The organism is Pseudoalteromonas sp. Cn5-37 (genome assembly GCF_021532495.1).
GTDB classification, from domain to species: domain Bacteria; phylum Pseudomonadota; class Gammaproteobacteria; order Enterobacterales; family Alteromonadaceae; genus Pseudoalteromonas; species Pseudoalteromonas simplex.
Map to the genome: position 1 here is coordinate 1 of NZ_JAKGBA010000010.1, position 14354 is coordinate 14354.

Genomic DNA, 14354 nt, shown 5'->3' on the forward strand with positions numbered 1-14354 from the left:
CTCCGATACTTTTGATGAATTCATTGAACATCAAGTAAGCAAGATATTCAGATTAAACCGATCTCAGATAGTGCTGAACCATATTATCACCGACGACCGGAGCAATGTGCTCCGATACTTTTGATGGATTTACTGAAACATCAAGCAAACCAGATATTCAGATTTAACCGATCTCAGATAATGCTGAACCACATTATCACCGACGACCGGAGCAATGTGATCCGATACTTTTGATGAATTAGTTAAACATCAAGTAAACCAAATATTCAGATTAAACAGATCTCAGATAATGTAGAAGCAATACTAAAACTGGAACCATCGGAGCAATGTGATCCGATAATATAGGTAGGTTCATCGAATCACTATAAATGAGAAAGGTAGATTTATTATTAATGTGAACTACCCCTCATTCCTCAAACATTCTACTATAAGCTCATTTAAAATATTGTAAGCTCCATTAGACTATGAAAATGCTTTAGGAATTATACAATGAAATTAGAAAATGAAATTATCCGCCCCCAACAACTCGTAAAAAAACTAAACATAAGTAAAAGCACATTATTTCGATTACGAGCAAATCCTGAGTTCCCAAAAGCTATTTCGCTTGGAACAAGGTCAATTGGCTTTTTTGCAAAAGATATAGACAATTGGCTCATATCTAGAAAAGAACGTACTTAAGAAGTTAAATTAATGCCTGCTAGAAATACTCCATATTTTGCACTGTAATCAGTGCAAAATGAGTGAGTCATTCACTTATTAAATACAATATATATAAAAAATCCACTTTTCAGATTATGCAGTAAACCCAAAGCGTAGCTTTTGGATGATATATTTTATTAAGTAGCGCCCTCGGATACTTTGTAAAAAACAATAAGGAGGCAAGGCATTAAAGTGAAAGCTTGGCCTGTTTAACCATTCCCCCCATGCCTCTATACTATTAAAATATTCAATACCAAAACTACTCAACCTCGCAATTTCGATTGCATTCTCGCTTAACTTTTGATTTAAAGGCTTATTTTTAAAAAATCTTAATGTTCTACTTGTTGTACCTAAAGCTTTTGCTGTGTAGTCAATGCTCCAGTTCAATGACTTTGCAAGTTCAAGTACACCTTCAGCTTTAATACCCTCTCTAATTAGCTTTATTTCATCTAAATGACTAGATTTAAAAGATAAAGTTCCACTCGTGACAACACACAAAAAGTCAGGTGAACTCGTTTTAATATTATTCTTTTCTGTCATTTAAAAACCAATAGTAAAGAGCAATAAAGTCGCAATGCATAACCCCAAAAATCATTAGGGTTTAGATTCCTATTAAACTACTTCTCTATGATACTTAATAAAAGATTTATCTATTTTATGTGCAGAATGGACTGTTAATTTTATATTTTTCCCATCATTCTTTACTTTGAAATCTAGTGTAAGGTCATCTTGGATGACAATAGCTTTCTTATCAAAAAGTAAATGGTGATTAGGACAAAGGCATAGTAGGTTTTCAGTCGTATCAGGACCATGATGAGGAGAACCTAAAGGTTTAATATGCGCGCCTTCGGCATAAAAACCCTTTGGTACTTCTAATGCTTCATTACATATCTGACATTTATAATTATATAGCTGTTTAAGTTCTTCGGCGATCTGTGAATTTCGAATTACTCTATTGACGTATGTTGAGGATCTTTTTGGCTGCTTCGAAACCTGCTCACCTATGTCATCAGGTACCTCACTATCATTTTCTGAGTAAATAGAAAACCCCAACCTTTCTAAAATTGGTTTTAGGGAGTTTTTTACTCCACTTGTGGCTGTATTCTCTAGATGATGACCGAACTGATTATAATATGCCCCTATAAATATAGGTTTACACTCGTAAAGCACTCCTTCGTGACACAAAAAATAAGTAAAATTTTTATTTGTCGAAGGCTTACAATGGTACTTTATAAAATATTTTTCACGTCCAAGAGCCTTGTACTCTTGAATTGCCTCTAAAATAGCCTCAGCACTATTAAGCTTTTTATAACTCATCTTGTATGATTTCCTTTTTTGAATAAGCATTCAACTTGTTGATTTTGATTTCAAATTGAATGACTCCTTTTTATTATCTTCCAATACTGAAGCAAATTATCTGGCACTTCAATACAGCTTTTAAACAAACGACTAATGATTTATGACTTACAAAAACTATTTCATCATTTATGCGCGAATTCAACCCAGAAGTGCACCATTCGCTAAATTAGGCTGAATTGCGTAATTCGTTAAACACAACGACAGGCTGTTTGTAACCTAGGCACTTTCTAGGTCTGGCGTTTAGCGCACGTTCTACATCGGCAACCTGCTTATCCGTTACCGTTCTTAAATCCGTGCCTTTGCGTATGTACTGGCGCAGTAAACCGTTGAAGTTTTCATTCAATCCGCGCTCCCATGAGGAGTACGGATTCGCAAAATAAATATCAGTGTTGAGCTTATCTGCAACTAGCTCGTGGTCACAGAACTCGCTGCAATTATCAGCGGTTATCGTATGCACATGACGGCGATATCGCCACAGCATGCCTATCATGGCTCTGCTTACGTCTGCCGCGCTCTTTGCTGGCACTTTACGTATTAAATAAAGCTTGCTTTGGCATTCAACTAGGCTGACTATGGCACCCATTCCATGCTTACCCAGTACGGTATCGGCTTCCCAGTCACCGAACCGTCTTTTCTTGTCAACAATCGCTGGGCGGTGCTCAATGCCCACCCGGTTCGGGATAATGACACGCTTCGCACGACGACCTTTGCGATATCGTCGATGGCCTTGTCGTAAGTGCCTAAACAACTTGCCGCCACTCAATTTATCCCGTTGCACATATCGTAAATCCACGCATGACTCACTGAAAGCCCAATAACCCGGCCACGCCTGCAATTTGCTCGGGACTCCACTTTTGTTTTAATCCGAACTCAACAAAGGTGATGGTAAGCTTAGATAGACCGACTTTGAGGCTTGAACGTGCCTTTTGAGTGTCTTTGCTTGGGCGACTTCGGGTAGATAGTGATTTTCCCGGATTCTATTTAGTCTGATTTCTCGGCTAATGGTGCTATGACTGACTTTCAGGCGTTTGCCTATCTCTCGATAACTAAAGCCCTCGCGTAAGTAGGCTTCTATCTTGTATCTTTGTCCTGCGTTCAACTGCTTGTAACTCATGGTAAATGCTTCTGTTTGTTTGGCGACGATAGAGTACAACCAACAGGCAGTTGATCTCTTCTCACCGTTTAACCATGAGTGGTGCACTTATTATCTGAATTTGGGTCTTCTCTATTTACTTTCCATTGAAAAACTGATTTGATTAGAAACGTATTAATATCCCTCTCTTCATTGAGTTAGGGGGATTTTTTGGGGTATAAATTAGAAGAACTCTTTTCAAAGTCTTTGAAAGCCTGCAGGTGGGCGGCATGATGTAATCATCCCCAAGCACCTCGCTTAAAAAACCCAGCTTCGGCTGGGTTTTCTTTTAGCTATCAGTTTTAAGCTGTCAGCTATCAGAAACTGACGGCTGACGGCTGACGGCTGACGGCTGACGGCTGACGGCTGACGGCTGACGGCTGACGGCTGACGGCTGACGGCTCAGTTAACCAACTCCCTCACTATCACAAACAAATCACTCGCTAACATGCCTCTTTCGCCTTCACGTTCTGCGGCAATGTCACCGGCTTTTGCATGTAAGGTTACGCCTAAGCAAGCTGCTTGCTGAGGAGTAAGCCCCTGTGCGATTAGTGCCGCTATGATACCTGTTAATACATCGCCACTGCCACCAACTGCAAGTGCAGGGTTACCGTCGGTACACACCCATGTTTGGTTATTATCAGCAATTAAACTGCCAGCACCTTTGAGTACACAAGTAGTGGTATAGCTACGTGCGAGCTGCTTTACCGCATGAAAGCGATTTTCTTCAATATCGCGAGCGCGACAATTAAGTAACCTTGCAGCCTCACCGGGGTGTGGTGTGATTACGGTATTAGCCAATGGAAATGACGAAGCATGCTGAGCCATTAAATTAAGTGCATCTGCATCAATAACCAGAGGCTTATTATTAGTAAAGCAATACTGCATTACTGCTTCAAAGGTTGTTTCCGACCAAGTGTCTTGACCAAGTCCTGGGCCAATAGCCACACAGGTTGCCCACTCTAGGGCGCTAATCAGGTTTGTATCTGTCACCATTAGTTCTGGCCGGCCAATACTCACTGGTAGAATAGAGCTACTATGGGTATACACTTTGACCATGCCCGCACCGGTGCGAAGCGCTGCCTCTGCAGTTAAACGAATAGCGCCTGCAGTGCCTGAATTACCACCAATACACAGCAATTTACCATGGCTGGTTTTATGGCTGTTGTTATCGCGATCAGAAAGCCTCGGCTGTGTCTGATAATTGATAAGCTCTGCCGTGGGTGATGTCAGTTTTAAAAAGGCATCTTCAATACCTAAATCATTAAACTCTAATGTCCCTGCATGCGCTCTACCTTGCCCTGTCACTAAACCTTGTTTAATCCCCACAAAAGTCACAGTGAGCGCGGCTTTTATTGCCACTCCTTGTACGACACCTGTGTCTGCATGAATGCCTGAAGGTAGATCAATAGCAACTATCGGCACTTGGCTTTCGTTGGCAGCTTTAATCAGCTGTGAAAAAGGCTCGCGCACCGCGCTTTGAATTCCCGTGCCAAGCAGGCCATCAATAATGATATCTGCTTGCTCAATAGCACTGGCATCAGCGGTAATTGTCCCTCCTGCGTTGAGCCAAGCTTGCTGAGCACTGAGCGCATCACCTTTGAGCGGTTTATCAGGTATTGCTGCAATAACCGTAACCTGTTTGCCCGCTTGTTTAGCTAAACGAGCAACAACATAACCATCACCGGCATTATTACCAACGCCCGCTAACACAACGAATGTTCTTGCTTTAGGAAAATAGCTGATAGCTTGCTGATAAGTTGCCAGCCCTGCTCGCTCCATAAGCTCATACAAGGTGATACCAGAACGCTTAGCTGCGGGTCCTTCATGGTCACGCACTTGCTCTGCTAAAAATACTGACTGCGAGAGAACAACTGACATATCTATCCTTAAATTGGCCTTTTAATCAGCATATAAGCACAGATAAGTGCAGTCAATGAGGCATAAAAAAACGGCGCGTAACTTACATTACGCGCCGTTTCTTTAAAGCTTTAGTGACTTACTCAGTGTCTGGTAAGTTGCGACCGTAGAAGATTTCTTGCATCTCGCGGGTCAGCTTAGAGTAGATAACTTCTTCTTCTTCTTCAGAAAGATCTGCTGTAGAAACACCGAATAGGTAAGTATTCAAGTCAGTTTCTTTTAACATCATCTTCGTGTGGAACAAGTTCTCTTGATACACGTTCACGTCCATCATTTGGTACGCTTCTTTGGTATCTTCAGTCATGTAGTTCTGAATTGAGTTAATTGCGTGATCGATATAGTGTTTAACACCATCTACGTCACGAGTAAAACCACGTACGCGGTAGTCAATTGTTACAACATCAGACTCAAGGCTGTGAATTAAGAAGTTTAACGCTTTTAATGGCGAAATAATGCCACACGTTGATACTTCGATATCAGCACGGAACGTACAAATACCATCATCAGGGTGTGCTTCTGGGTATGTGTGAACACAGATGTGGCTCTTGTCTAAGTGCGCTACTACTGTTTCAGGAAGAGGGCCCGGCGCCTCATCAACGTCATACGTTGTTTGTTGCTCAATTGGCTCTTCAGAGATCAAGATTGTCACGCTGGCACCTTGCGGATCATAATCTTGGCGAGAAACATTTAGAATGTTTGCGCCAATAATATCCACAACTTCACCTAAAATATCGGTAAGGCGATCAGCACTGTACTGTTCGTCGATATATTCAATATATTCTTTACGCTGTTGTTCCGTCTTTGCGTAACAAATATCGTAAATACTAAAGCTTAAGCTCTTAGTTAAGTTATTAAAGCCATGAAGCTTAATTTTATCGAAGGGTTTATTCATGCTAAACCAACCTTAAAACGAGTGAAACCTGCACCAGCAGAAATAAAAGTTCGCGGATTTTATACGAATTTTCTGCTCGGAAAAAGCGTTATTTTACCTGTTCTTGCACAACTTCATGACTATGCGTAATTTCTACTGTTTTATCAAGCATTAAGGCTACAGAACAATACTTTTCAGCAGACAGTTGTACCGCTCTTGCAAGGTGCTTTTCAGAGACATTATCACCGGTAACCACAAAGTGTAGGTTAATCTTAGTAAACACGCGAGGCGCTGATTCAGCACGCTCAGCTGTTAGCTTAACTTGCACATCAGAAAATGACTGCTTGGCTTTTTTTAAAATACTAACAACATCAACAGATGAACAACAACCTGCTGACATTAAAACCATTTCCATTGGGCTTGGCGCAGCACTATCGCTACCTGCATCAAAAACTACATTATGACCTGAATTTGAAAGGCCAATAAACGTATCGCCTTCTACCCATTTTACATTCGCTTGCATGTGCTTTATCTCTTAAAGTTATTTTGCTTGATTGTAAGCAAGTCACACACAGATGCAAGGGATAAGAGGTGAGCTTTAAAGGAAAGCGAGTTGCCTAACGTTGAGCTGCTCGCTTAAAGACTAGAAATTGTGTTGTGCTTTATACATTAAGCACTTTCTACAACAGCACTATCAAATAAGTTTTTCACTAATCCAGCAAACTCATCTATAAACGCGTGCTGTTCAACGGTTACTGTATGATTGGTGACGCTGCTTAGCACTTCTTGTAAGTCATATACGATACCGTCGACTTCGCGAACAATTTGGCTGCGTTGTTCAGTACTAAGCTCAGTGTGTTGCTCGCAAAGTAACATGACATTTTCAGCTATCATATCTTCAATCAGCTCTAACACTGTTGGAGCTCCTGGTTTAATTTGACCCGGCTTCTCAAAAAGCGCTAAATTTTGAGTGAGATACATGACAAGATCATCGTACCCTTGCCTATCTAAAACCATACGACTACACACCTAATAAAAAACTATCTCTTTAGATTTAAGCAGAAAGCGCTTTTAATTGCTACCTTTGCCAAGCATCTCATACAAAAAAAGCAGCCGAAGCTGCTTTTTGTAATGACTTACGATTATTAATCAATTTTTAAGCCTGGGCTTAATGTCGCTGGCATTGCTACTTTTTCAAGTTCTACCGAAGCAACCGGATATGCACAATAGTCAGCAGCATAATATGCGCTTGCTCTGTGGTTACCTGATGCACCAATACCACCAAATGGTGCAGCACTTGATGCACCCGTGATAGGACGGTTCCAGTTTACGATACCCGCACGAATACGACGTAGGAAATGGTCGTAATCTGCTGCACTGTCGCTTAATAAGCCAGCTGATAAACCAAAGCTTGTGTCATTCGCTTTATCAATAGCAGCATCAAAATCAGTGAAACGGAATACTTTAAGCAGTGGTCCAAAGTGCTCTTCGTCTGGGAAGTTAGCTACATTTGTACACTCTAAAATACCCGGAGTTACGAAACCGGTATTTTCTTTATGTGTAAGCTCAACAAGCACTTCTGCGCCAAGCTCAACAAGCTGCTGTTGCGCTTTGACCATACCAGCTGCTGCCGCTGAAGAAATCATTGACCCGATGAAAGGTTGATCTTCTGCGTCGTAGTCACCGACTTTAATTGCTTTCGTTGCTTTAATAAGACCCGCTAGGATGGCGTCACCCTGCTCGCCTGCTGGTAAAAATAACTTACGCGCACATGTACAACGCTGACCTGTAGAGATAAACGCAGATTGAATAATATCGTGGATAGCCGCTTTAGTATCAGCAACATCAGTAACGATAAGCGGGTTATTACCACCCATTTCTAAGGCTAAGATTTTACCCGGTTGACCAGCAAACTGTTCATGTAAAATATGACCAGTGCGCGAAGAGCCCGTAAAGAATAAACCGTCAATCCCTTTATGAGATGCCAGCGCTTTACCCGTTTCTACTTCACCTTGCACAAGGTTGATAACACCTGCAGGCAGGCCAGCCTTTTGCCATAACTTTAACGTTAACTCAGCAACTGCTGGCGTTAGCTCAGACGGCTTAAATACCACGGTATTACCAGCTAGAAGTGCAGGCACAATGTGACCATTTGGTAAGTGACCAGGGAAATTATAAGGACCAAACACAGCTACTACACCATGAGGCTTGTGGCGGATCATCGCACGCCCTTGTGGCATTGGGTTTTCAACATCACCTGTGCGCTCTAAAAATGCTTTTTCAGAGATAGCAATTTTACCCACCATCGCACCTGCTTCAGTGCGTGTTTCCCAAAGTGGTTTACCTGTTTCTTGTGCGATAGCAATCGCTAATTCTTCGCTGTGCTCTTTAAGCGTTTCTGCGAATGTTTTTACAATCGCTAAACGCTCTGCAAATGTTTTATCAGCCCAGCTGTAAAATGCTTCACGTGCAGCAGCGACTGCGCCGTCTACTTGTTCAGCAGTGGCAGTGTTTGCTTGCCAAATTACATCATTATTTGCTGGGTTTACAGATTGAAAAGTATGACCAAGGCCTGCTTGCCATTGACCATTAATAAATTGCGCTGCATGAGTCATTAATATGTCTCCTGAATTCTATAGTTTTGCAAGTGATACTGAATCACCCGCTTCTAAGTGAAGTGCTTTTGCTAATTCACTTGAGATTGTAATGCTATCGGCATCACATGATAGGCTAACTTGAGTCACGGTTGCTCTAAAATCAGCAATTTTATCATTTGCTAACAATACCGTAGTGTCGCCTTGGCTTTCACCAATTTCTACTTTAACCGTTTGGGCATTTCTCACTGTAGCAATGTTATCAACTTTTGCTTCAACAGTTGGGCCTGCATCAAAAATGTCTACATAACCATTGAACGTAAAACCTTCGCTCTTTAAAAGTTCAATCGCAGGGCGAGTATTATCATGCACTTGACCAATCACAGCTTGCGCATCTTTGCTCAGTAAGTTGACGTAAATAGGATACTTAGGCATTAACTCGGCAATAAATACTTTTTGGCCAATACCCGTTAAGTAATCTGCCGTTGGAAAGTCCATCGAGAAAAAGTGCTCTTCTAGCCATTGCCAGAATGGGCTTTCGCCATTGTCATCAGAAACACCACGCATCTCAGCAATTACGGTGTCAGCAAAACGCTCTTTATGTTGATTAATAAACATAAAACGCGCTTTTGAAAGCAATTTACCGTTATTATTTTTACGGTAGCCATCTTTTAAGAATAATGTGCACAGCTCAGTTGCGCCGGTGTAATCGTTACACAGGGTTAATATATCAACGGCTTTATACACGTCTAACGTACGAGAAGAATGAATCACTTTGCTTAGATGATAATGATAAAAAGCATCATCTAAACCAACTGCAGCTTCAATCCCCGAAGTCCCTACAACTTCACCCGTTTCGCTATCTTCAAGAACAAACAAGTAACCTTCATCACCTGGCTGTTGCGCAGCTTTTGCAAATGAGCTGACAGAATGATCAATTTTCTTTTGTAATAACTCTTCATTATTAGGCAAAGACGTAAAGCCATGGCCTGACTCATCAGCAATCTTTACTAACGCTTGGTAATCGCTTTGCTGGATTGGGCGAAGGATCATCATAAGTCCGCTTGCTCCCTTATAAATAACGGTAAATTAAGAAATGTGGGCAAGCTTAACTTGCCCTGAAATGACAGTTTCGTTTAGCCGTTAACGACTTTTGCAACTGCTTTTTCGAAACGAGCCATACCTTCGCGGATATCAGCTTCTGGAATTACAAGTGACGGAGTGAAACGAACAACATCAGCGCCAGCTACTAAAGACATAACGCCTTCTGCAGTACCAGCCACTAAAAACTCTTTTGCACGACCTTTGAATTGCTCTGTTACTACAGCACCAATTAATAGACCTTCGCCACGGATTTCAGTGAATACATTGTACTTTTCGTTAATCGCAGTTAGTAACTCACGGAATAACGCTGACTTTTCTTTAACTCCGTTAAGTACTTCTGGTGTATTTACTGTGTCGAATGCAGCTTCAGCTACTGCACACGCAAGTGGGTTACCACCGTAAGTAGAACCATGAGTACCCACTTTTAAGTGCTTAGCAATATCAGTTGTGGTGATCATCGCACCGATAGGGAAACCACCACCTAATGCTTTTGCAGTCGTTAAGATATCTGGAGTTACATTTAGACCTTGATAAGCATAAAGCTCACCCGTACGGCCAACACCGGTTTGTACTTCATCAAAGATTAGTAGTGCATTGTGTTTAGTACACAGTTCACGAACACCCTCAACAAACTCAGCAGTTGGCGAAATAATGCCACCTTCACCTTGTAGAGGTTCCATCATTACCGCACAAGTATTGTCTGAGATAAGCGCTTCAAATGCCGCTAAATCGTTGTAGTCACAGTGAACGATATCACCAGGTTTTGGACCAAAACCATCAGAGTATGCAGCTTGACCGCCTACTGTTACAGTGAAGAAAGTACGGCCGTGGAAACCTTTGTTGAATGAGATAATTTGTGACTTTTGCTCACCAAAGTTATCAAGTGCAAAACGGCGTGCAAGTTTAAGTGCCGCTTCATTTGCCTCTGCACCTGAATTAGCAAAATATACTTTTTCAGCGAACGTTGCGTCAGTTAGCTTTTTAGCTAAGCGAAGCGCTGGCTCATTAGTCATTACATTTGATAAGTGCCAAATCTTTTCGCCTTGCTCTTTTAATGCACTTACAAGAGCTGGGTGACAATGGCCAAGACAGTTAACAGCAATACCACCCGCAAAATCGATAAATTCGCGACCTTCTTGGTCCCATACGCGAGAACCTTCGCCTCGAACAGGAATAACACTTGATGGTGCATAGTTTGGAACCATTACTTGATCAAATAATTCGCGATTGACTGTCATTTTATATCCTCATAATTGTAAGCACACACAGAGTTTGGTGGCGCTTTAAAGCAAAACTAAGCCATTTTACTTAGCCGATTGAGCTTAGCGCAAAATCACCAAAATTACTCTTTGGTTCAATTTTCATTCATCCATTATTTCAGAAAATTTTCGTTATGTCTCTTAGAAAACTTTCATGCAGGCCTTGAAAACAAAGGGCTTGAGATATTTTTTCATGGATAGTGAATAACTATTTGAAGGCCTTTTTTTGCTCGAAATACTACAAAAAGGCGTAAGGCTAGTGAGCCAAGCACTGGCTAATGACAAAAACTTTGTCGCTGTGGATTGATAAACAATGAATGAATAGTCGCAAAAAAATTAACAATTTTTTTAATTAATTTGGATATGAAAGTGCTCAAAATTGCATTTAGCTAACTGTTCAAGCTCCTCCTTAGTGAAATCGAAGTGTGCAAACCAACGCTCAGTTTCGTCACTTTCGACCAATTGATGCTCATTTAAACTTAAAAACTGAGCGTAACAACGTGCTTTTAAAATCACCTTGGTAAGCGGCAAATATTCATCGTTTTTAGCTAATGGAGTCGTTAACTGCTGCATCACCGCATTAAATGGTAAATACCTAAAGGCCATTTGTTCAATTACTGTTGCGGTTACTTTTAATGACAACTTGCTAAGCAAACTACTTAAAAACAAAGGATCAGGCTTGAGCTCTAATAATGCAGTATGCAAGTCTTTCTTTTGTTCATCACGCGCCATAGTTACTTTACGCTGCCAAACTCGCTCAAAAGTGCGTAAATACAAACGTACTAAGGCAATCTTCCCAACATCAAGCAGCATTCCAAGCGTAAATGCATGTTCTTCATTTACGCCATTTAGCTTTGCTATTTCTTGCGCTGCAATGGCACACGCCATTGAATTATCTCTTAGTCGACGCTTTAAAAGCGGGAATGGCTCAGTACTATGGGGCATCCAGTGGCGTACAGCAAATGTCGGCACGACAAACTTCAAGTTATCTAAACCAATGTAACGAAGTGCTAAAAGCGGGTTATCAACTTTAACGGAAGTATGCTTATTACGTTGTTGACGGTAAAAAGGCAAGTTCACAAACGCGACTAGCTCGCGCCCCAGCCAGCTTAAATCTTTAACCAAAGGCTCAAGTCGACCCACTGAAGCTGAACGTACAGCTAAAATATCTAAAATAGCAGGTACACTGTCTTGAATCCCAATCGTTTCGTGAATTACAGTATCAATATCTTCAAGCTGCTTATTCATCGCTGTTTCAATAACTTGATGTAACTGCTTACTCGCTTGAGCACGATATTTATGATGCGCCGTACTTACCTTCTGACGTTTTTTTTCAGCAGCAACTTCTACTTCTAATAAAGTACGTTGCTCCATTGACTCGCCATAATCGATTTCTAAGGTATGAATAAAGCCAATTTGGCGCTGCGCAAAACTATGACCAAGCAAAAGATCGTGCGCGCGCTCATTAAGCACCATCGCAGTCCTTTGTTGTCGGGTTTCTTCAGTCATTTGCACAGGCGTATTGTCGGTCATATTTGTTAATTCACTAGCCTAAGATTAGAAGCGAGTTAAAAAGTTAGCAAGTAATTCAAGCCCTTGTTGGGTCAAAATTGCTTCGGGGTGAAATTGCACACCTTCAAGTGCTAAATCATTATGCATGATCCCCATAATTTCATCAAAATCAGAATTTTGTTCTGTCCATGCAGTAATAGTGAAGTCACTAGGTAAGCTTTGTTTATCAACCACAAGTGAGTGATAACGACACACCGTCAGCGGGTTAGCTAAACCATTAAACACACCTTGGTTGCTATGCTTAACTAATGATGTTTTACCATGCATCACTTGCTTAGCGCGAATAACATCAGCACCCAGAGCCTGAGCAATGGTTTGGTGCCCTAAGCAAATACCGAGAATTGGCAACTGCCCTTTTAGTTGTTCCACCACTTGTAAAGAAATACCCGCTTCGTTTGGCGAACAGGGCCCAGGTGACAGTACGACGTGCTCTGGGTTAAGTTGTTTAATCTCAGCGATACTGATCTCATCGTTTCGTTTAACTAATACATCTTGATCCAAGCGCTGAAAATATTGCACTAGGTTGTATGTAAACGAATCATAATTGTCGATCATTAACAGCATTGCGTGTAACCCAAAATTACTCAGTCAAAATAATGAAGGCGCATTTTACCCCAAGCACACATAAATGTCGGCAAAAAATGGCTTATTCATCAGCGATTAGATGCGCTGTGAGGTCAGCCCTTTCTTGCTCATTAAGTTTTTGCGAGCATTTATTTGCAAAGTCGTAACGTACTAGTACGGTTTTACCAACGGCACAGCAGTTATCCTGCTGCCAAGCCTCTTGGCGCAGTACGAATGAACTAGAGCCGACATGCTCAACACTGGTTTTCACTGTGACATCGTGACCATAAAACAACTCACCCACAAAGCTTACTTCAACCTTAGCAATGATCAGTTTCCATTCATAAGGGTTTAAATCAGGCGTAAAAAACCTGAAAATAGGCGCTCGGGCGGCTTCAAACCATACAGGGAGTACGGTATTGTTGATGTGCCCTAGCACATCTGTTTCGCTAAAGCGTGGTGTGATAGTTTCAGTAAACATAGTAACCCTATAAAAAATATAAACTAAAGGTAGCTCATGACGGACTTTATTCGCGTATACGAAAACGCCCTCAGCAAAGAATTTTGCGACAACTTTATCACGGTATTTGAACAAAGCCCTCATTTAAAACAAGGCACTACCTCAGGCGGAGTAGATTTAGCGAAAAAAGACAGCCGCGATTTATACCTTAATAATCACTCTGAATACGCTGAGCAACTTAAGCATATTCAACAAACGACTGCGGGTTACGTCTTCAAATACCTTGAAGAGCATATTTTTATGATGATTGGCGCCTTTGGTTTAAAGGTTTACCATCCGCAAACAGGCAAACCTGTTGACCTAACACAAGATAACTTTGAAGAAGTCGGCAAACCACAATTGCCATTACTCGTGCAGCAGATTTTTCGTATGGGTCCAATTCAAGCACAAAAATACGATATCAATAAAGGTGGTTACCCTTATTGGCATAGCGAGGTATATCCGCAAGCAGGCCACAACGAAGCTCTGCATCGTGTGCTGTTATTTATGTTTTATTTAAATGATGTAGAAGAAGGTGGTGAAACTGAGTTTTACTATCAACAACGAAAAATATCGCCTAAACAGGGTTCTATGGTCGTAGCACCGGGCTATTTTACCCACACACACCGTGGTAATAAGCCAATTTCAAATGATAAGTATATTTTAACCTCGTGGGTCTTATTCAACCGCGCGGAACAAATATATGGCCAACCACAATCTTAGCGGCAAGCTGTTAGTAGAAAGAATGCAACGTTTGATATCACGCTTTTTATGCTAACAA

14 protein-coding genes and 1 pseudogene are annotated in these 14354 nt (G+C 41.3%); 2 read left to right on the plus strand and 13 right to left on the minus strand.

Annotated elements, in window-relative coordinates; translation table 11 throughout:
• The first annotated feature begins 489 nt into the window (after nt 1-489).
• Complete coding sequence (locus tag L1266_RS12960) at nt 490-678, plus strand: helix-turn-helix transcriptional regulator (protein WP_235377659.1); 189 nt, start codon at nt 490-492, stop codon at nt 676-678.
• Nucleotides 679-792: 114 nt separating this feature from the next.
• On the opposite strand, the gene L1266_RS12965 is transcribed toward L1266_RS12960, so the two are convergent.
• From L1266_RS12965 to L1266_RS13025, 13 genes and pseudogenes are all read right to left on the minus strand, one after another.
• Complete coding sequence (locus L1266_RS12965) at nt 793-1239, minus strand: MbcA/ParS/Xre antitoxin family protein (RefSeq protein ID WP_235377660.1); 447 nt, start codon at nt 1237-1239, stop codon at nt 793-795.
• Between the two features lie 72 nt (nt 1240-1311).
• The gene (locus L1266_RS12970; RefSeq protein ID WP_235377661.1) at nt 1312-2016 is read right to left on the minus strand and encodes an HNH endonuclease; all 705 of its coding nucleotides are present in this window, start codon (nt 2014-2016) and stop codon (nt 1312-1314) included.
• Nucleotides 2017-2224: 208 nt separating this feature from the next.
• A pseudogene (locus tag L1266_RS12975) lies at nt 2225-3172 on the minus strand (IS30 family transposase).
• Between the two features lie 420 nt (nt 3173-3592).
• Entirely contained in the window at nt 3593-5071 is a 1479-nt protein-coding gene (locus L1266_RS12980) for an NAD(P)H-hydrate dehydratase (protein WP_235377662.1), read from the minus strand.
• 118 nt (nt 5072-5189) lie between these two features.
• A complete protein-coding gene (gene speD / locus L1266_RS12985; RefSeq protein ID WP_054552422.1) occupies nt 5190-6002 on the minus strand; it encodes an adenosylmethionine decarboxylase in 813 nt (270 codons plus the stop codon).
• A gap of 88 nt (nt 6003-6090) precedes the next feature.
• A complete protein-coding gene (locus L1266_RS12990) occupies nt 6091-6504 on the minus strand; it encodes an OsmC family protein (protein ID WP_054552421.1) in 414 nt (137 codons plus the stop codon).
• 146 nt (nt 6505-6650) lie between these two features.
• Nucleotides 6651-6998 carry a DUF3802 family protein gene (locus L1266_RS12995; protein ID WP_235377663.1) on the minus strand — a complete coding sequence of 116 codons (348 nt, stop codon included), beginning with the start codon at nt 6996-6998 and terminating at the stop codon, nt 6651-6653.
• 128 nt (nt 6999-7126) lie between these two features.
• Nucleotides 7127-8596 carry a succinylglutamate-semialdehyde dehydrogenase gene (gene astD, locus L1266_RS13000; RefSeq protein WP_166340658.1) on the minus strand — a complete coding sequence of 490 codons (1470 nt, stop codon included), beginning with the start codon at nt 8594-8596 and terminating at the stop codon, nt 7127-7129.
• An 18-nt stretch (nt 8597-8614) separates the two neighbouring features.
• Entirely contained in the window at nt 8615-9631 is a 1017-nt protein-coding gene (gene astA / locus L1266_RS13005) for an arginine N-succinyltransferase (protein ID WP_054552418.1), read from the minus strand.
• A gap of 80 nt (nt 9632-9711) precedes the next feature.
• Nucleotides 9712-10917, minus strand: a complete 1206-nt coding sequence (locus L1266_RS13010) for an aspartate aminotransferase family protein (protein WP_054552417.1) — start codon at nt 10915-10917, stop codon at nt 9712-9714.
• Between the two features lie 369 nt (nt 10918-11286).
• The gene (locus L1266_RS13015; RefSeq protein WP_138602479.1) at nt 11287-12447 is read right to left on the minus strand and encodes an HDOD domain-containing protein; all 1161 of its coding nucleotides are present in this window, start codon (nt 12445-12447) and stop codon (nt 11287-11289) included.
• Between the two features lie 48 nt (nt 12448-12495).
• Nucleotides 12496-13074, minus strand: coding sequence for an anthranilate synthase component II (locus L1266_RS13020; protein ID WP_138602457.1), 579 nt, complete (start codon nt 13072-13074; stop codon nt 12496-12498).
• Between the two features lie 82 nt (nt 13075-13156).
• Complete coding sequence (locus tag L1266_RS13025; RefSeq protein WP_187489512.1) at nt 13157-13555, minus strand: acyl-CoA thioesterase; 399 nt, start codon at nt 13553-13555, stop codon at nt 13157-13159.
• A 36-nt stretch (nt 13556-13591) separates the two neighbouring features.
• On the opposite strand from L1266_RS13025, the gene L1266_RS13030 reads away from it, so the two are divergent.
• Complete coding sequence (locus L1266_RS13030; RefSeq protein WP_235377664.1) at nt 13592-14296, plus strand: 2OG-Fe(II) oxygenase; 705 nt, start codon at nt 13592-13594, stop codon at nt 14294-14296.
• The last annotated feature ends 58 nt before the right edge of the window (nt 14297-14354 follow it).

What these genes read in the sequence shown, in the direction of transcription:
- L1266_RS12965 (WP_235377660.1), bottom strand. Translation starts at nt 1,239, where the DNA reads ATGACAGAAAAGAATAATATTAAAACGAGTTCACCTGACTTTTTGTGT.
- L1266_RS13010 (WP_054552417.1), bottom strand. Translation starts at nt 10,917, where the DNA reads ATGACAGTCAATCGCGAATTATTTGATCAAGTAATGGTTCCAAACTAT.
- astD (WP_166340658.1), bottom strand. Translation starts at nt 8,596, where the DNA reads ATGACTCATGCAGCGCAATTTATTAATGGTCAATGGCAAGCAGGCCTT.
- L1266_RS12990 (WP_054552421.1), bottom strand. Translation starts at nt 6,504, where the DNA reads ATGCAAGCGAATGTAAAATGGGTAGAAGGCGATACGTTTATTGGCCTT.
- L1266_RS13030 (WP_235377664.1), top strand. Translation starts at nt 13,592, where the DNA reads ATGACGGACTTTATTCGCGTATACGAAAACGCCCTCAGCAAAGAATTT.
- L1266_RS13025 (WP_187489512.1), bottom strand. Translation starts at nt 13,555, where the DNA reads ATGTTTACTGAAACTATCACACCACGCTTTAGCGAAACAGATGTGCTA.
- astA (WP_054552418.1), bottom strand. Translation starts at nt 9,631, where the DNA reads ATGATGATCCTTCGCCCAATCCAGCAAAGCGATTACCAAGCGTTAGTA.
- L1266_RS12980 (WP_235377662.1), bottom strand. Translation starts at nt 5,071, where the DNA reads ATGTCAGTTGTTCTCTCGCAGTCAGTATTTTTAGCAGAGCAAGTGCGT.
- L1266_RS12995 (WP_235377663.1), bottom strand. Translation starts at nt 6,998, where the DNA reads ATGGTTTTAGATAGGCAAGGGTACGATGATCTTGTCATGTATCTCACT.
- L1266_RS13015 (WP_138602479.1), bottom strand. Translation starts at nt 12,447, where the DNA reads ATGACTGAAGAAACCCGACAACAAAGGACTGCGATGGTGCTTAATGAG.
- L1266_RS12960 (WP_235377659.1), top strand. Translation starts at nt 490, where the DNA reads ATGAAATTAGAAAATGAAATTATCCGCCCCCAACAACTCGTAAAAAAA.
- L1266_RS12970 (WP_235377661.1), bottom strand. Translation starts at nt 2,016, where the DNA reads ATGAGTTATAAAAAGCTTAATAGTGCTGAGGCTATTTTAGAGGCAATT.
- L1266_RS13020 (WP_138602457.1), bottom strand. Translation starts at nt 13,074, where the DNA reads ATGCTGTTAATGATCGACAATTATGATTCGTTTACATACAACCTAGTG.
- speD (WP_054552422.1), bottom strand. Translation starts at nt 6,002, where the DNA reads ATGAATAAACCCTTCGATAAAATTAAGCTTCATGGCTTTAATAACTTA.